Annotated in this window: 15 protein-coding genes; 8 read left to right on the forward strand and 7 right to left on the reverse strand. The window is 63.8% G+C overall.

Going from position 1 to position 17282, the window contains the following annotated elements; genetic code table 11:
- Nucleotides 1-42 precede the first annotated feature (42 nt).
- On the reverse strand, nt 43-1290 hold the full coding sequence (locus LDN85_RS20905; RefSeq protein WP_223944125.1) for a hypothetical protein: 1248 nt from the start codon (nt 1288-1290) through the stop codon (nt 43-45).
- A gap of 315 nt (nt 1291-1605) precedes the next feature.
- Between LDN85_RS20905 and LDN85_RS20910 the strand changes: the two genes are divergently transcribed.
- The 3 genes from LDN85_RS20910 to cls are packed head-to-tail and all read left to right on the forward strand — an operon-like array spanning nt 1606 to nt 4564.
- A complete protein-coding gene (locus LDN85_RS20910; RefSeq protein WP_026542690.1) occupies nt 1606-1983 on the forward strand; it encodes a membrane protein in 378 nt (125 codons plus the stop codon).
- A gap of 43 nt (nt 1984-2026) precedes the next feature.
- Nucleotides 2027-3091 carry an AI-2E family transporter gene (locus LDN85_RS20915; protein WP_026542691.1) on the forward strand — a complete coding sequence of 355 codons (1065 nt, stop codon included), beginning with the start codon at nt 2027-2029 and terminating at the stop codon, nt 3089-3091.
- Nucleotides 3092-3097: 6 nt separating this feature from the next.
- The gene (gene cls, locus LDN85_RS20920; RefSeq protein WP_223944127.1) at nt 3098-4564 is read left to right on the forward strand and encodes a cardiolipin synthase; all 1467 of its coding nucleotides are present in this window, start codon (nt 3098-3100) and stop codon (nt 4562-4564) included.
- Between the two features lie 65 nt (nt 4565-4629).
- On the opposite strand, the gene LDN85_RS20925 is transcribed toward cls, so the two are convergent.
- Nucleotides 4630-5226: a VTT domain-containing protein gene (locus tag LDN85_RS20925; RefSeq protein WP_223944129.1), complete on the reverse strand. Its 597-nt coding sequence runs from the start codon at nt 5224-5226 to the stop codon at nt 4630-4632.
- Nucleotides 5227-5354: 128 nt separating this feature from the next.
- Here LDN85_RS20925 and LDN85_RS20930 point away from each other — a divergent pair, with 128 nt between their 5' ends.
- From LDN85_RS20930 to LDN85_RS20950, 5 genes are all read left to right on the forward strand, one after another.
- On the forward strand, nt 5355-7991 hold the full coding sequence (locus tag LDN85_RS20930) for a LuxR C-terminal-related transcriptional regulator (RefSeq protein WP_223944131.1): 2637 nt from the start codon (nt 5355-5357) through the stop codon (nt 7989-7991).
- 116 nt (nt 7992-8107) lie between these two features.
- Nucleotides 8108-9925 (forward strand): SLC13 family permease, encoded by a 1818-nt coding sequence (locus LDN85_RS20935; RefSeq protein WP_223944133.1) that lies wholly within the window; start codon nt 8108-8110, stop codon nt 9923-9925.
- Nucleotides 9926-10076: 151 nt separating this feature from the next.
- Nucleotides 10077-11840, forward strand: coding sequence for an MFS transporter (locus LDN85_RS20940; RefSeq protein WP_081733665.1), 1764 nt, complete (start codon nt 10077-10079; stop codon nt 11838-11840).
- The gene (locus tag LDN85_RS20945) at nt 11837-13384 is read left to right on the forward strand and encodes a leucyl aminopeptidase (protein ID WP_223944135.1); all 1548 of its coding nucleotides are present in this window, start codon (nt 11837-11839) and stop codon (nt 13382-13384) included. The genes LDN85_RS20940 and LDN85_RS20945 overlap by 4 nt, the downstream gene beginning before the upstream one ends.
- A 28-nt stretch (nt 13385-13412) precedes the next feature.
- On the forward strand, nt 13413-13706 hold the full coding sequence (locus LDN85_RS20950; RefSeq protein ID WP_026542697.1) for an SHOCT domain-containing protein: 294 nt from the start codon (nt 13413-13415) through the stop codon (nt 13704-13706).
- 67 nt (nt 13707-13773) lie between these two features.
- Here the strand turns inward: LDN85_RS20950 and LDN85_RS20955 are convergent, their stop codons facing one another.
- The 5 genes from LDN85_RS20955 to LDN85_RS20975 form a co-directional block, all read right to left on the reverse strand.
- On the reverse strand, nt 13774-14034 hold the full coding sequence (locus LDN85_RS20955) for a GlsB/YeaQ/YmgE family stress response membrane protein (protein WP_026542698.1): 261 nt from the start codon (nt 14032-14034) through the stop codon (nt 13774-13776).
- A gap of 72 nt (nt 14035-14106) precedes the next feature.
- A complete protein-coding gene (locus LDN85_RS20960; RefSeq protein ID WP_051421668.1) occupies nt 14107-15087 on the reverse strand; it encodes a serine/threonine-protein kinase in 981 nt (326 codons plus the stop codon).
- Entirely contained in the window at nt 15084-15449 is a 366-nt protein-coding gene (locus tag LDN85_RS20965) for a hypothetical protein (protein ID WP_223944137.1), read from the reverse strand. The genes LDN85_RS20960 and LDN85_RS20965 overlap by 4 nt, the downstream gene beginning before the upstream one ends.
- Nucleotides 15450-15564: 115 nt before the next feature.
- Nucleotides 15565-16065 (reverse strand): MarR family transcriptional regulator, encoded by a 501-nt coding sequence (locus tag LDN85_RS20970; RefSeq protein WP_051421033.1) that lies wholly within the window; start codon nt 16063-16065, stop codon nt 15565-15567.
- A gap of 86 nt (nt 16066-16151) precedes the next feature.
- Nucleotides 16152-17216: an FUSC family protein gene (locus LDN85_RS20975; RefSeq protein WP_026542702.1), complete on the reverse strand. Its 1065-nt coding sequence runs from the start codon at nt 17214-17216 to the stop codon at nt 16152-16154.
- Between the last annotated feature and the right edge of the window lie 66 nt (nt 17217-17282).

Raw genomic sequence — 17282 nt, forward strand, 5'->3', positions numbered from 1 at the left:
CACCGACTGAGACCAGCGTCGCCGACTAAGACCCCCCAGGCCCTAGTGGGGCAGCAGCCCAAGCAATGGCAAGGCAACCGCCGTCGACACTGCCATGGCGGCGGTGTTTCCGATCACCGGGTGAAAACCGGCAGGCAGCCTGGCTGAAACCACCCGGGCGATCGGCGGCGCAAGGACGGCTCCCAGCACGGCCCCACCGACCACCGAGGACCACGAGCCCCCGTAGGCCAGCACGGCGGCAGGGGCAACGGACACTACCGACGCATACGTTGCCGCCCACCCGCCGTCGCGGTACCAGCGCAGCCAGAGAACGACGCCGATTCCCGAGGTCAGCGCCTGGGCGAACAGTATGTGGGGCAACAGCTGCGAACCGTAGGACGGCAACCCCGGGTTCAGCACGAACGCCACTGCCACGGCCAGAATCACTCCGGCTCCGGCGATTTCGTTGGCAAAGAAGTGCGTTTCGGTGAAGTCCTTGAGCACCCGTCGCGCGCCCCATCCGGCGTTGTCGCGGAAAGTGCGGTGAACGCTCGACGGCGGCCGGTGCTGCTGGGCGGGCAGGTCCGGCTCCCCCAGGCCAAGCCACGGCAACCGCCTGGCCACCATGAACGAGGCAACGGAGCCTATGGACATCGCGAGGACGTTTGCCACCACCACGGGCAAGCCGAGGGGCCCGGACACCACGGGAATGAGCAGCAAAGCCAGGGGCGTTGTGGTGGCTGCTCCCAGCGCTGCACCGGTGACGCACGTCTTCCAACCGCCTCCGTACAGAATGACCATTGCGGGAGCGACGCAAACAAATGGCACGAACGTTGGCTGCCACCCGTCGTCGAGCATCCATCCGAACGCCAGGTTGGACAAGAGCAAACTCAGCGACGCCGACGCGAGCACCCACGGCCAGAGGCCCGTCCCATAGCTGATCAAACCCGCCCAGGTCCTCCCCCGCTTTGCGGCCAACCATGCCACGGCCGCCCCGGCCAGGAGACCGAGGGCGGCGAGATCCGACGCGAAGAACAAGGGCTCGGTCATGTCACTCAGGAACCAACGCAACGCCGGGAGCGGTGAGTCTGCTGCAGCCTCCGGCCAACCTGCGTACACGGGACCAAGCCGGGGCGAGTCCTGCGCGAACGTGTGCAGGATCAACGCAAACAGCCCAACAATTGCCGCCATGGAAAACGCCCCTACGGCCACCGCCGTCGACGAACGGTCCGGCGCCGGCACCTGCCCTCGGGTATCGGCGGTTTCCGGGGTGCGGTCAGCAGTTGGGCTGGTGGAGGAAGAGTGCGTCATTGGGACCCTGGAACGTGCGGTGGTGTGTGGCTTTGAGCAGCGTAACCGACCTCCTGATGCGCACCGCAACGGGAAGGTTGTGGGGAATTTGTGACCGCACCGGACAACGGCCCAGCCACCGGTCATCCGGCCAACCGGCCCCCGCTCACCCTTAGTGGGTGATCTTTCCATCCAATCGTTGCCGATCCCAGGAATGGCCGGCCCCGGAGGGTGCGGGCGAATCGAGAATGGTGCTGTGGTCCCGCCGGGGAACGGGTCCCTTGCCGGATGACGACGGCCCTGCCCCAGGGCCGAACGAACGATGGGAAAGACACCATGAACTTCTTGGAATCGTTGTGGAGCATCATTGTCGCTTTTTTCTTCATTGCCTATTTGATCCTCCTCTTTCAGATCATTTCCGATCTTCTCCGCGACAAAGCATTGGGTGGCGGCGTGAAAGCCCTCTGGATTCTGTGCTTGTTCGTGGCACCGTTCATTTCTGCCCTGATCTACGTCATCATGCGGGGCAAGGGAATGGCCCTTCGCAGCGAAATGCGCGTCCGTGAATCAGTGGAAGAAGCCGAGAACTACATCCGGGAAGTAGCCGGCGCCCCTACGCCCACCCAGCAGATCGAATCAGCAAAAGCGCTGCTCACCGCAGGCGACATTACCGAAGCGGAGTACGCCCGCCTGAAGCAGCTCGCGTTGGCCTGATCCGGTGACGGCCCGCCATCCACAGACAGCCGAAAGGGTCCGCATGACGCGATTGAAGGCATTCCCACTGCTGGAGGGCGGTCCGTTCCGCTTCGGACTCGTAGCGGCGCTGGGCGTCCTGGTTGCCTTGGCGTTGGGTTCTGCGGTCATCACGTTGCGGTATTCGCTGACGTTGATCTTCGCGGCCTTGTTCATCTCCTTGGGACTGTATCCCCTGGTCCGCTGGCTGGAACGCTGGAAACTGTCCCGCGGCGGGGCCGTGCTCGCGGTGGCCGTCGGCTTCCTGGTGGTGGTGGCGCTTCTGATCCGTTTCGTGGTCCCTATCCTGGTGGAGGAGGGTGCCGCGCTGGTCCGTTTGCTGCCGTCCAGTTTCGACGCCGTTGGCGAACAGGAGTGGTTCCGGGACGTCAACGGATCACTGGGCGGAGCGTTGACCCCGCTGCTGGAATGGCTGGAAACCTCGGCAGCGGATCCGAACGTCTGGCTGGCCATCGGCGGTGGCGCCGTGCAGGTTGGCTACAACGTGGTGAACGGAACTTTCGCCGTGGTTTTCGTGGTTGTCCTGACCCTCTATTTCGTAGCAGGACACGAGGTCATGAAATCCAGCCTCTACGCCTTGGTTCCTGCATCCCGCAGGGAATCATTTGCAGATATTGCCGAAACAATTATTGCCTCGGTAGGCAAATACCTGAGCGGCATGTCAATCCTGGCCCTGTTCAATGCGGTCTTCACCTTTATCCTCCTTTCAGTGGCCGGGGTCAGGTACGCGGCAGTACTGGCCGTCCTGGCATTCCCCATCACCCTCATCCCGCTGGTAGGCAGCGCGATCAGCACCGCCATCATGACCGTGGTTTCCCTCTTTACTTCCCCTTCAACGGCGCTGGTTGTTTTCCTCGTCATGTTGGCTTATATGCAGATTGAGGCATACATCCTGACCCCGCGCGTAGTGGGCAAAGCGATCAGCATCCCGGGCTCGTTGGTCCTGATTGGCGCGATGATAGGCGGGACGCTGCTGGGACTGTTGGGAGCGCTGATCGCCTGCCCCACCACAGCATCCATCCTGCTGATCATCAAAAAAGTGGTCATCCCGCAGCAGAATGCCAAGTAGCCCAACGTGCAAGGACTACTGAACGACGCCGATGCCGTCGCCTTAATCCTGTTGGCGCTGCACATCGTGCTCGGAGCTGTTGCCGCCGTGATGGTTTCAGCCAACCGGAAACCATCGTCCGCCATTGCCTGGGTGCTGGCGATCATCTTCATTCCCTATCTGGGCACCGTGGCTTTCCTGCTGGTTGGCCGCGGCAAACTCCCCAAAGCCCGGCGTGAGAAGCAACGCTTGGTCAACGAGCTGATGCTTGGACGCACGCCCGGCCTCTCAGCAGTCAGCCACAGTGATGACTGGCCCGCCTGGCTGCGTTCCGCCGTCGAACTTAACCTCAGGCTCGGCGCGCTGCCCATGGTGGGCGGCAACCGAGCCGAGCTGTTGGAGGACTACCGCGGGTGCTTTGACCGCATGATCGCAGACATGGACTCCGCTGAAGAGTACGTGCACGTCGAGTTCTACATTCTGGCGCTGGACCCCACCACATCGCCGTTTTTCGATGCCATGGCCCGTGCCCGCCAACGCGGCGTGGTTGTCAGGGTGCTTTTTGACCATCTTGCAGCGGTTGGCGGCCCCAAGTACCGGGACATGCTCCAGGCTTTTGAGGACATGGGCGCCGAATGGCACGCCATGCTGCCCCTGCGGCCCTTCAAAGGCCAGTGGCAGCGCCCGGACCTGCGCAACCACCGAAAACTGGTGGTGGTGGACGGAAAGGTTGGTTATACCGGCTCGCAAAACCTGATCGACGCCTCCTACAACAAGAAACGGAACATCCGGCGCGGCCTCCAGTGGCATGAGCTGATGGTCCGGTTGGAGGGGCCGGCGGTGCGTGAGCTCAACGCCGTGTTCGTCACGGACTGGTACAGCGAATCGGAGACGCTGCTGCCGTTGGATACTTCACCGGTGATCCTGGGCTCGGAACCGGAGCTCATCGACGCCCAGGTCCTGCCCAGCGGCCCCAGTTTCGACAACGACAACAACCTCAAGCTCTACACCACGCTCATCTACAAGGCCGAGCACCGCGTCAGCATCACCAGCCCCTACTTTGTTCCGGATGAAGCCATCCAGCTGGCCATTGTCACCGCTGCCTCGCGGGGCCTGAGCGTGGAGCTCTTTGTTTCTGAGGTGGGCGACCAGGCCATGGTCTACCACGCCCAGCGCTCCTACTATGAGGTCCTGCTGAGGGCCGGAGTCCGCATCTACCTGTACCGGGCCCCGCAGGTCCTGCACGCAAAGCACTTCACCATTGACCATGACGTCGCCGTCATTGGATCCAGCAACATGGATGTCCGCTCGTTCAGCCTCAACATGGAAGTCTCGGTGCTGGTCCACGGCCGGTCCATCGTGGACCGGATGAGGGCTGTGGAGGACAGTTACCGCGCGGCGAGCACGGAGTTGTTGCTGGAGGACTGGTTGCGGCGGCCGCTGGGCCAAGTGGCCTTGGACAACCTGGCACGGCTGACGTCGTCGCTGCAGTAAGTGCTGTCGCCGCGCAGTAAGTTGCAGTAAACGCCTGCCCCGCGCATCAACATGGCCGGATCCAGTCAGTCGTCCAGTTGCAAATACCAGGTCACGGCTGCGCTGATGGCCCGGCCCAGCAGCAGCGAAAATGCGATGGCAATGACCACGGCGAACTCCGTGGAAAGCCCGGGCAGAAGCCCGGACAGCGCACCAATTCCCACCGAGTAGGCGGACCACAGGATGCCCGCAGCTACTGAGTAGAGGACAAATCTGCCACGCGGGACCGGGGTGATGGCGCTTGCTACGTTCATGGTCAGCCGTCCGAGCGGAACAAACCGGGAGGTCAGGACCCACGAGGCGGAGTGCTTGGATAAACGTTCCCGGGAGGCATGCAGGGCCTTCTGCGTCCGCGGACCCTGGAGGATCTTCCAGTTGGCCATGTCCCTGCGCCGGACCAACTCGTACGCCCCAAGGTCTCCGGCGACTGCTCCGGCCAGCATGGCGGCCACCAGGAGGTAGCCGTTGGGAAGGTTGTCGGTAGCGGACAGCGCCCCCAAAGCCACAAACAGGGACGTGGTGGGGATGGGCGGGAAGATCGCCGACAACGCCACGAACATAGCCCCAAGCGGGTACACCCAGCCTGAATCCGCGGCGCTCATGATGTCCTTGAAAGCCTGCACGGTGAAACCCCCTTCCGGGCTTCGCCCAAGCGTCCCACGGCGGACACCATAATCCTTACGCCCGGACGCCGCCGCGCGGATCGCCTGTACTGGGTGAATCCTCGAACTCCCGCCCCTACACTGAAGGAGTGGATGACCTGCGTGGTACCCGCCCGGACTTCGTAAGCCCGCAACTGATCGCGGTTTCCAAACCGCCGTTGGATCTGCTGGCCCGGCCCCGGCTTGTGGCAAGACTCGATGCCGCACCCGACACCATCCTTCTCTGCGCCCCGGCCGGCTTCGGCAAATCCGTATTGATCGGGCAATGGCTTGCCGGCAACATGCACACCGTCGCATGGGTAAGCCCGGACCAACAGGACACCCCGGCCCTCTGGCCCTCCATACTTCACGCGCTCCGGCGGTGCCCCGCGATACCTCCCAGCGCGCTCATTGGATTCTCGGGATCCGAGACAAACGCCCATGAAGTCCTTAGCCTGTTGGCGGAAGGGTTGGCCGCCGCCGATCACACCGTCCGACTGGTGATCGACGGCGTGGAGGGCTTCCCTGCCGCTGACCGCGATCATTGGATTCCGGCGCTGCTGGGCCAGGCGCACCTGCCAGTGCAGCTTGTCCTGGCAGCACGCGAGGGCGCCTCGGTTGACCCGGGACGCCCACGGCTCAGTGGACGGATCATGGAGCTGCATTCACAGGATCTTGCTTTCTCCCTGGACGAAATCAACTCCCTCGCGGCAAAGACCATCACCTTGCTGGGAACGCATCAACTGGGCGAGCTGTTCCGTCAAACGGCGGGCTGGCCGGCCTCAGTGGTGCTTGCCCTGCATTCACTGCGCAAAACAGCGGACCTCGAAGCGCCTGTGGGTGATATTGCAGCCAACAACCGGCAGCTCGCAGAGTATCTGGACCACGAGATTGTCCAAACACTGACCCCGGAGGAGCGGCACGTGTTGTCCAGCACCAGCATGTGCCGCGTCCTGGTGGCTGCCCAGGCCAATGCCCTTGCGGGCCACCGGAATGCCGGGAGCATCCTTTCGACACTGGCTGATAACCGCGATCTGGTGGAATCGGCGGGGAGCGGACGCAAGGTCTTCCTGGTCCGGCCACTGATCAGGCAGTACTTCAGGGCCGAACTCACCCGCAAGGACCCGGATGAAGTGCTCCGCCTGAACACGATAGCTGCGCAGTGGCACGAGCAAGCCGGCGAACCCGAGGCCGCGCTCCGGCACGCCATGGACTCGGCTGACCCACGCTTGATCGGGGCACTCCTTGAACGGCACGGAGCAGCCCTCCTGGGATCAGGCGGAGTCACGCGCGTTCGGAGGGCCATCGCGGCATTGCCGGATTCCGTCCTGGCGGCCAGTCCCAAGCTCTGCCTGGTGGCGGCACTGGCGCACGTCGAAAGCCGCCAGCCCACTACCGCTGCCCGATACCTGGCGGCGGCATACCGTTCGTGGACGGACAACCCTCCCTCCGAACTCTCAGAGCTGCGCGCCTTGGCAGAAGCACGGCTTTCCTGGTTCAGCGGGGACTGGGCCAGCCAGGATCCCAAGGCCGCAACCGGGTACGCCGCCCTCCCCATGTCCCGGCAGAGCGATATCCGGATCGAAGCAAGGATGGTCTCGGTCACCGCGGCAGTGGTTGAGCAGGACTATGCGGCAGCGGAGAACGAGGCCCAGGAGGCTCTGCTCGAGGCCACCGAAGCCGGCAACTGCTACCTTGCCGGCAAGGTATACCTCAAGCTTGCAGGCATCTCCGCCATGCAAGGCCACCTCCGCCGGGCCGGCGAGTACCTCAGGCAGGCGGAGGAGAAGCTGCCGGCCTACGCGTGGACGGCCGGGGCCGGCCGGTCGGTGGGTGCATTGATGCATGCCGCTGCGGCTCTCCTGGACGCCGAACCTGTTGCGGCGCTGAAATATGCTTCCTCGGCCGGCACCGAACTGGGACAACTGGGGTCCTCTTCCAAGGGAGTGGGGGCGGCAATGCGTGCCACCTTGGAGGTGGTCACTGCCTGCGCCCACCTTGATTCAGGGGACAGGCGGCACGCCCTGGACGGTATGCGCCAAGCCCGGCTGAGGATCGGCCAGGGCCATCTCTTCGCGCAGCCCATGGCAGCCTTCATCGCGGTGATTGAACATACGGCAGCCCTGTCCCTGGGGCACGCAGAGCGTGCCCGCGAAGTCCTGGAGTGGGCCGAGGAACTCATTCCCGGGACCGGTGAACTGTGCCTGCTGCGAGCGCAAGGACCCGCCGGGATCAGTCGCTTCGACGCCGCAACCGAGCGGCTCCGGCCACTGCACATGGGCGTAGCGGAACCACTGCTGGAATGGACGTGGCTTCACGTCAATATCCTGGAATGCTCCATGGCCATCCGCACGGGGCGGCGGGCCTTGGCCGGCAAGCTCCTGGAAGATGCCCTGGCCAAGGCGGACGCTGTAGGAGTGGTCAGGCCCTTGGCGATCGCTCCCCAGGAGGTCATGGACCTGCTGGTGGAGCGGGCAGGAACGCATGGTCCACAGGAAGAACTTGCCAAGCGCTTGATGGCGTTGCGGTCGCCTGCCGATGCCAGGCTCGCCCCGCTGCTGACTCCCCGGGAGCGGGAGGTGTTGGCCCTCCTCCCCTCGCATTTGTCGCAGGACCAGATGGCGTCGGAACTCCATTTATCCGTGAACACCGTCAAGACCCACCTCCGGATCATCTATTCCAAACTCGGAGCCGGGACACGGCACGATGCTGTTGCCGCTGCCTACAAGTTCGGCCACCTTCCGTAGGCGGTGACCTCGCAGGACGCCCATCACTCACCCGATTGGGGTGACCCTGCGGCTTTGACCCGGATCTAGTCTGAGAGAATGCTGGCCAAAGAGCACACGGCTTACCCAAGGCACCCATGACGGACGTCATTATCACGGACGTCATTGTCACGCTGGTGGTGCTGGTCGCGGTGATCGCTGCGTTCGTGTGGAACCGGCTGCCTGCGGAGGTTGTGGCCCTCGGAGCAGCATTGGCCCTCTATGGCACCGGCATTGTGGGTTTGGACGAGACTTTCGCCGGTTTCGGGAGCGGAACGGTGGTGTTGATCGCTGCCCTGTTCGTGGTGGCGGAGGCCATCGATGCCGCGGGAGTAACCACTTGGCTGGGAAGTTTGCTGATCAGGTTCTCGGGTACCAGCCGTACCCGGCTGATGGTGTTGATGATGGTTCTGACCGCCTTGCTGACTGCACTCATCAGTGTCAACGGAGCGGTCGCAGCGCTGTTGCCCATGGTGGTGGTGCTGGCGGTCCGGCTGGGACGGCGGCCATCGGAACTGCTCATGCCCATGGCCTTCGCTGCCCATGCCGGTTCCTTGCTGATCCTGACCGGTTCGCCCGTCAACATCCTGATCCTCAACGCAGCATTGGAGACCACGGGGAAGGGAATCGGGTTCTTCGAGTTCGGGCTTGTGGGGCTTCCCCTGCTGCTGGGAACCATCGGATTGACCCTGTGGCTGGGCCCGAAGCTCCTGCCCACCCGGACCCCTGATGCCCTCCCCAAGGACCTGGGCTCCCACGGCCGGACACTCATGGACCATTACCTCGGCGGGGAGGGCCTGAGCCGGCTCAGCATCCCGGCAGGATCTGCGTTGGTGGGCCAGCCGGTGGCGTGCCTTCAGGACGGGCACGACGGCGGCCACCTCCACCTCATCAGCGTGCAGGGGTCAGACGGCAAGCCGTCGGAAAACGCGGTGTTCGGACCTGGCGATGAGATTGTGGTGCGCGGCGGCCAGCCCACCATCGACGCCCTTGCCGCCCGGCACGGCCTGAGCCAGGACGACGACGCCGCCTGCGGACTCATCAGCAGCAGCTACGGGGTGGCCGAGGTAGTAGTGGCACCCCGCTCAAACCTCGTCGGCACGGAAACCTACCCCGGGATGGTCACAGACAGCGGAGATCTGGTGGTGCTGGCCCATCACCATCCGGGTGAGCCGGAATCATCGGGACGCACGCTGATCACTGCCGGAGACCGGCTGTTGCTCCAAGGCACCTGGTCTGCGCTTGACCAGCACACCGTGGACCACAATGTGTTGCTGGTTGACTCGCCGGACACCATCCGCCGCCAAACAGTTCCCCTGGGGCCGCGGGCCATGCCTGCGCTCATCATCCTCGGCGCCATGGTGGTGCTGCTGGCAACCAACCTCGTGCCTGCGCCGGTGGCAGCGACGCTGGCGGCCCTGGCCATGGTGGTGCTGCGTGTTGTGACAGTTCAGCAAGCCCACCGTTCCATGGCCTGGACCACCCTCATCCTGGTGGCCGGCATGATTCCACTGTCCACGGCCATTACCTCCACCGGCACCGCCGAAATCCTCGCTGAGGGCATGGTGTCGGTGGTAGGAAACGGCGGCCCTTTGCTGTTGCTCCTGGGACTCTTCGTGGTGACCGCCGTCCTGGGCCAGCTGATCAGCAATACGGCCACAGCCTTGATCATCATCCCCATTGCCCTCTCCGTGGCCCAGGAGTCAGCCATCAACCCCTACGCCGTGCTGATGTGCGTCTCGGTAGCTTCCTCCGCCGCCCTGCTGACTCCTGTGGCAACGCCGGCCAACATGATGATCATGCAGCCGGCGGGCTACCGGTTCGGAGACTACTGGAAGTTCGGCCTGGCCATCATGGCGCTGTACGCGGCAGTGGCCTTCCTGCTGGTACCCGTGTTCTGGCCCCTTCAGACGTAGCCCGCTTTCCCGGACCCAGGACTCCTGAACCCGAAAACCCAATGATCGGAGACCAAGACAAGGCAAACCTGCACACCGTTCCGCCAACCCCGTAGTGAGGTATCCAAACGCCCCTTCCCAGTGAACGGGCAGAGCACACCAGGAGCACGACATGGCCAGCGACCACACCATCACTGAAACACCGCCACCGGTCAAGGCGGCCTCATGGCTGCCCTTGATCGTGGTGGTCCTCACCCAAATCCAGGCATCGTTCGCCGTCAACGCCTTGACGGTTTCCATGCAGGGCATCACTACCGACCTGGACACAGCAGCGACGTCCGTGGGCACTGCCATTACTGCCGGGACGTTCTCGATGGCGGCCTTCATCCTGCTGGGAGCGAAGCTGGGTGCCCGGTTCGGAACGCGCAAGGTGTTCCAGATCGCCGTCGCCATTCATGCCGCCGCCATGGCAGGGGTGGCGTTGAGCCTCAGCCCGGCGATGCTCTTCATTGCGCAGGCTTCCTCCGGCGCTGTCATTGCCCTGATCGCCCCTGCCCTCACGGTCTTTATCGCCACCAATTACAAGGACCAGCAGCAGGCAAAAGCCATTGGACTCCTGGCTGCAGCCATCCCGGCTGCCGGTGTGCTGGCCTTGCTGGTCGCCGGTTGGTTCGCCACCACCATCGGTTGGCGCTACTCGTTCGGCCTTATGGTGATCCTCGGTGCCATCAACCTGCTCCTGAGCTTCAAGCTCAAAACCGTCCCGGCGCAACCCCAACTGAAGATCGACTGGACCGGCTCCATCATCGCCGCGGTGGCCGTCATCCTGTTGAGCTTCGGTTTCAGCGGCCTGTCCGCCTGGGGTACCTGGTTCGCCACCAACCAAGCCCCCTTCGACATCCTGGGGCTCTCCCCTGCGCCACTGCTGATCCTCCTCGGAGCCATCGCGGGACAGGTGTTCTTCATGTGGATCCGGAAGCGCCAGGATGCCAAACTGCCCCGGATTTTCGACCTCAGGGTGTTGGCATCCAGTTCCGAACTCGCCGTGACGGCCTGCATGGCCATCATGCTCTTCGTCGGTACCGCAGCCAACTTCCTGATTCCCCTGTACATGCAGATCGTCCAGGGACGCTCCAGCATTGAGACTTCGTTCTCGATCATCCCCTACACGTTGTCCATCTTCCTCGCGAGCACGTTCGTGGCGTTCCTGTACGACAAGTTCCCGCCGCGAACCATCGCCCAGGGCGGCTTCGTAGTGGTGGCCGGCGCCTTGGTCCTTCTTGCCTTCACCATCCGCAACGACTGGGGCCAGTTGTTCGTGGTACTCGGCCTGATCCTCCTGGGGTTGGGCCAGGGCGCAATCGTCGCTTTGGTGTTCAATACGCTGCTCAGCGCGGTTCCGCGCGAGTTGGCCGGCGACGTCGGAGCCTGGCGCGGACTGGTCCATAACCTCTCCGGCAGTGTCGGCATCGCGGTGGCGAGCGCGTTCGCCGTCGGAATGCTGTCCAGCCTGATTGCCAGCGGCGCCGCCGCGCATCCCGACGTCTCCCAGGAGTTGATCTATAAGGTCAACGTCAACGAGGCCGACTTCATGACCAATGCGCAGGTGGAGGCTGTCATCGGCGACCGCGTCAGCAGTCCTACCGAGCTGGCAGCCGCCACCGAGGTCAATGAGGAAGCCAGGCTTCGGGCCCTGCAGATCTCCCTGCTGGGTTTGTCCGGGCTCGCCCTGCTGGCGATCGTTCCGGCCGGCCGCATGCCTGGCCGCATGAAAGGCGACCTGCCTGAACAACTGGAACCCGACGATCCCGATGCCATCCCGGAGCCGGGCCTGCTGCCGGACCAAGCTGTCACGGCTTCTTCGGCGCCGGCCGCTTCTACTGCGGGCGCTCCAACCACAGCTGTCCCAACCACAAGAGAACGGGCGAAACGGTGAACCACGAACCCTACAAACTGATCCCGGAAGACTTCACGGTCCTCCCCTCCCTGGGCGGTACCGAACCTGAGCTGCATTTTGTGGACGGGTTCGGCCCGCTCGACGTGATCGGTGTGCTGGTGCCCTCGGAAGGTGAGGTTCCTGAGTCCATCGGCCTGCACCGGGAAACCTTGGAGAAGGCAGGTTTTGACGGGACCCCGGGGACCACCCTGCAGCTGGCCAATGCCTCAGGAACCCTGGTGGTTGCCGTTGGCGGTGGAAAGCCGGGCTCCTTGGACGCGGACGGCTGGCGCAAGGCCGCGGCAGCTTTGGTCCGTGCCACGCAGAAGCAATCGCGGATCGGCTTCGAACTGCCTGCCGGTTCCGGACAGGCCGAAGGTTCCGGAGGGGCCGGGACAGCAAGCCTCGACGCCGGGAGGCTGGGCCAGGTTCTGGCCGAAGGCGTGCTGTTGGCCCGGTATAACTACGACACCCTCAAGAGCAAAGGCAAAGAACCCCCCCTGACCGAGGTCCAATTCCTGGCGCCGGGGTTGGACGTCGAGGCAGCTTCGCGCGGGCTGGAGACGGGCCGCGTGAAGGTGCGGGCCACCACCGTCGCCCGGGATCTGTGCAACGCTCCTCCCAGCCACCTCACCGCCGTTGGACTGGCTTCGGCGGCGAAGGAGCTTGGGAAACGGTTCGGATTCGGGGTTGAAGAGTTCGACAAGCAACAACTCATCGACCTCCGCTGCGGCGGCCTTCTGGGCGTCAACGCCGGCAGTGCCCAGGAACCGCGGATGATCAAGCTCACTTACCAACCGGACGGGTCCGCCGCAGGCCACCTCGGACTGGTGGGCAAGGGCATCATGTACGACTCCGGCGGCGTCAGCCTCAAACCCAGCGACCCCATGCACCTGCTCATGAAAATGGACATGGGCGGCGCGGCGGCGGTTCTTGCGGTCTTCACCGCGCTGCGTGACCTCGGGTGCAAAGCCGCCGTCACCGGGTTCCTGATGTGCACGGACAACATGCCTTCGGGCTCCGCCTACAAGTTGGGGGACGTGCTCACCACGCGCAGCGGACTCACCATAGAGGTGAAGAACACCGACGCCGAAGGTCGCCTGGTGATGTGCGACGCCCTGACGCTCGCTGTGGAGGATGGGGTGGACGGGATCGTGGACATCGCCACCCTCACCGGGGCAGCCTTGATGTCCCTGGGACAGCTCACGGCCCCGGTGTTCGGTAACAATCAGCGGCTGGTGGACCTGGTGCTGGAGTCGGGTGGGCGGGCTGACGAACAGCTGTGGCAGCTTCCCTTGGAACGGGCCTACCGTCCCCAGCTGGATTCGGACGTCGCCGACATCTCCAATCTTGGTGGACCTTACGCCGGTTCAACCACTGCCGCCCTGTTCCTGGCCGAATTCGTGGGCGATACGCCCTGGGCGCACATCGATATTGCGGGCACCATGCAATCGGACAAGGACGATGCCTGGCGAAGCAAAGGCGCCACGGGGTGCGGCGCGCGGCTCCTCATCGACCTGGCGCTGGACTATTCAGCCAGCTGACACGCTCCACCACCGAAGGGATACCACCATGGGTTTGTTCAGGACCGCCGGCCGTGCCGCCGTCGTGGGTTCAGTACTTGGCCGCACGCAGCGCAGGCAACAACAACGCTTTGCCGCCGAGGATGCCGCAGCCGCTGCGGCAGCGGGACCTCCCGTGGCACCGCTTCCGGTACCGCCGCCCCCGCCGCCTGTACCGTCCGCCGTCGTCGATCCGACCGATCACATGCTCGCCCAACTCAAGCAGCTCGGAGAACTGAAGGGTGCCGGCGTGCTCACTGACAAGGAGTTCCAGGCCCAGAAGGCACGGATCCTGGCGCGCTGAACTCTTGCATGACAGCAAAGAGGCCCCGACGCAGCAGCGTCGAGGCCTCTTTTGCGATGCCAGGCGATTAGGCCTTCTTGCGCGTCACCAGTCCCCAGATGACGAGGACCAGCAGTGCGCCGCCGATGGCGAGCAGCCAGGTGGACAGCGACCAGAACTCGTTGATGCCCACCTTGAACAGTGCGCTGCCGATCCAGCCACCCAGAACGGCACCCACGATGCCCAGGAGGATGGTGGTGATCCAGCCGCCACCCTGCTTACCGGGCATGATCGCCTTTGCGATGGCGCCGGCAATCAAACCCAAAATGATCCAACCGATAATTCCCATTTTTCATCTCTCTTTCATAAGTAGGACCCAGTTCGGCACAAGGACGCATACCGCTATCGACCTGATTGTTGGCTACCAGGTGAGTCGTCGGAACATTCCGACGACTTGGCTGGCAGACGGCCTGCCGGCAGGATCGGGGTCGGTCATGGCATGAAGCACCATGGACCAACGCCGCCGAACCGTGCCGGGAATTCGGGGTTCCCCCAGAGTCCTTGCAACCATTGACTCGAGGGGAGGGCCTGGGAACGCTTTGGTTCCGGTCAGGCATTCAAGTGCCACCAAGCCCAGCGAATAGATGTCACTGGCCGATGTGGACGTACCGCCGCACACCTCTTCAGGGCTTAGGTAGTGAGGCGTTCCCGACGACGACCTGGGCGCAGCATGACGACCGTCGATTGCTATCCCAAAGTCGGTCAACTTCGCGGTCCCGAGGCTGTCCGGGGCTGCATTGAAATCCACCAGGATATTGCCGGGCTTGATGTCGTTGTGGACAATTCCACGGCGATGCAGATGCGTGAGTGCCTTGGCAATCCCGCTCATCCACGCCACAGCCTGCCCAGGCGTGGCCGGTCGGTCATGGAGAATTGAGCGGAGGTCGCTTCCATCCATCAGGTCCATCACCAGGTAGTTACGGCTGCCCTGCGGATCTGTGGTTTCCCAGATACCGGAACCGAGCACCGCCACGATGTTCTGGTGGCGAAGACGGCTGTGGATGTCCACCTCCCGCCGGAAGGGCGCGTCCTTGGCGGCCTGCGATTTTGCGGGATCTGTTGCCCTGAAAATCTTGACGGCCACGGGCTTTCCGGTGCGCAGGTCAAGGGCTTCATTGACGTAGGCTTCCGAGCCGCCGCCCAGGCGCCCACCAAGCCGGTACCGTCCGCCGAGCACTACCTCGTCTTGAAGGGAAGCCGCAGGTTGCAGGGTGGCGCGTTCCCCCGCTGTGCGCGGAGCGGGCCCATAGGCTGTATGTTCCACGACTGCCTCCGGCCTGGCCATGCTTGAACACCCGGCCCCGCGATCAGCGCGGACGGCCGCAACATCAAGCGTGGTCACGCCAGGAGGGTTTCGATTTCGGCGGCAGGTACGCCGGCCACCTCGGCAAGCGCCTGGGGGTTGGCTCCGGCGTCAACGGCCTTCCGGAAAGCCAGGGCAAGGGTGTTCTGGGAGATGGCGAGTTCGTGCTGGAGACTCTGGCGGCGGAGAGCTGCGATCCAGACGCCGCTGACGGGGTCGATGGCGTCGATGTCCATACGGAAGCCGCACCCGCAGGCCCATTCCGGCCAAATGGGCTCCACGGAAACCCATTTCATGGCGTCGTAGGCGGGTCCAGCCGAGATGGCCATGTGCGATCCGCAGTGCACGGGTCCCATGGGGATGACCTGATCGGTCACAACCTGCACGTCATTCTCAGCCACTGGTGTGGAACTTGGTTCACGCAACGCGACTGTCATCGTCTTCCCACACATTCCCTAGTAAGTAGCTTGGCTATCTAGTTATATGTGTACTTATCACTTAAGTCCAGTCGGCGGCCTAAGGAGTTGCGATGCTGTCGATCGCCTTTCTCATGCGCCGGAGGAACTCCACTACGACGGCAGAGTCCTCGCCACTAAGGCTCTCAGCCGCCTCCATCATGCGGGTGTGCATGTCCCCCAGAGTGCTGCGGACTTCCTGGTCCGAGCCTGCAGTGGGTCGAAGAATCAGGGCGCGCCTGTCGGTCGGGTGCGGTTCCCGGGTGACGTAACCGGACCTCACCAGGCGATCCACCAGCGAGGTCATGGACGCAGACGTCACTCCGAGCCGGACCGCCAACTCCTTGGGGCCCACGTCGCGGCCCGCCCGCTCGGCTTCCAGAAGGTAGCGCAAGGCCACGAGGTCGGTTTCGCCCATGCCCATCGAAGCGCGGGTGCGCCGACGCATGTCAGCCTCGGCCGAGCGATAGTCCCTGAGCGCATTCAGGACGTCCACGGCGCCCATTTGCTTGCGGCTCTCCAGCCCGTACCAATAGCCCTGACGTTCACTTTTGTCGTTCATCACCAGTCCTTTGGTAGACATGTATCTCGCTTGTCTAACCAATCGATACTAGGTGATAACTCCAGGGTCCGCCGACCTGCCCCTGTTCAGGCAGTGGATCGTGCCGAACGCAGCCGTCGCCAGAGGGCCGGCGCCACTACTACTGCGACGCCGACGGCGGCACCAATGACGGTCTCGACGATGCGGTCCCGCAGGAGCAACGCAGGATCAACGGGCGCCGCCAACAAGGTAGCTATCAACGCCAGCGGAGTCACGAATACCTGCGCCACGAGGTACTGCCGGGCAATGAACATTTCCGCGCCGAACTGGCATGCCGCAATCACCAGGACCATGGCCCAGGGTGCAGGGTTCAGCCACAGGATGCCCGCCAAAAGCACCAGCCCGATCACCGTACCGGCGATTCTTTGGATGCCCCGGCTTACCCGGTGGCGCGTCGAGTGGCCCACCAGTGGAACCACCGCGGCAACCATCGCCCAATAGGTATGCCCGAACCCGAGACGCTCCCCCACCAACGTCGCGATGGTTCCCGCAAGGCCTGCTGCCACCAGGTAGCCGCCGCCCTCAAGCCAGATCGCCCGACGCTCCGCGCCCGTGTGACGAATGGGCGGCGGGCGTTTCCAAGGCGTTCGATGACTGCTGGCAATGCGCGAGGACATGCCGATCAGCAGGCAGAACCCGGTTGTCAGGATGGCCACCAGCATGGCTTCCCACAGTGGTGGCTGGGCTGCGATGGAAGCAATGGCGGCGAACGCAAAGATATGAAAGAGGGAGCCGCCTGGACGGAGCCGCCACGCAGCCACCACCACGGAACAACCACCGGCCACAATGGTGGTCGCGGCCGTCAGGAGCCAGGAATACGCCGCACCCTCCAACCCGGAAGCCTGGGCAAAACGGGCCATCAAAGCGGCCAGGAGGATGATCAAAAGCATGAAGCCGCCGGCACGCAATTGGCTCCGGAAACGGACGCTGTGCGGCTCGTTGCGGCCATAAATTCCGGTGAATGCACCGAAGGAGGCAAACACGGCCAGGTCCAACCGCCCGATCAGCGTCAGCGTAATCAGCGGAACGAACACACCTATGGCGCAGCGGAGGGCGGGATGGTGGTCCTTGTTTCCAGGACCCATCGTGAACATTTCCGCTACAGCCTTCAAGGGGGCGGCTCGCCTTTCGTCGCAGGATCAAACGTACGACGACGGCGCTGGCGTCCGTTCCAAGGT

Origin of the sequence: Arthrobacter sp. StoSoilB20 (genome assembly GCF_019977295.1) — a bacterium.
In the GTDB taxonomy this organism is placed as follows: Bacteria; Actinomycetota; Actinomycetes; order Actinomycetales; family Micrococcaceae; genus Arthrobacter; species Arthrobacter nicotinovorans_A.

Coding starts and splice junctions, on each gene's coding strand:
- LDN85_RS20915 (WP_026542691.1), top strand. CDS start 2,027: ATGACGCGATTGAAGGCATTCCCACTGCTGGAGGGCGGTCCGTTCCGC.
- LDN85_RS20955 (WP_026542698.1), bottom strand. CDS start 14,034: ATGGGAATTATCGGTTGGATCATTTTGGGTTTGATTGCCGGCGCCATC.
- LDN85_RS20905 (WP_223944125.1), bottom strand. CDS start 1,290: ATGACGCACTCTTCCTCCACCAGCCCAACTGCTGACCGCACCCCGGAA.
- LDN85_RS20910 (WP_026542690.1), top strand. CDS start 1,606: ATGAACTTCTTGGAATCGTTGTGGAGCATCATTGTCGCTTTTTTCTTC.
- LDN85_RS20970 (WP_051421033.1), bottom strand. CDS start 16,065: ATGAACGACAAAAGTGAACGTCAGGGCTATTGGTACGGGCTGGAGAGC.
- LDN85_RS20950 (WP_026542697.1), top strand. CDS start 13,413: ATGGGTTTGTTCAGGACCGCCGGCCGTGCCGCCGTCGTGGGTTCAGTA.
- LDN85_RS20940 (WP_081733665.1), top strand. CDS start 10,077: ATGGCCAGCGACCACACCATCACTGAAACACCGCCACCGGTCAAGGCG.
- LDN85_RS20935 (WP_223944133.1), top strand. CDS start 8,108: ATGACGGACGTCATTATCACGGACGTCATTGTCACGCTGGTGGTGCTG.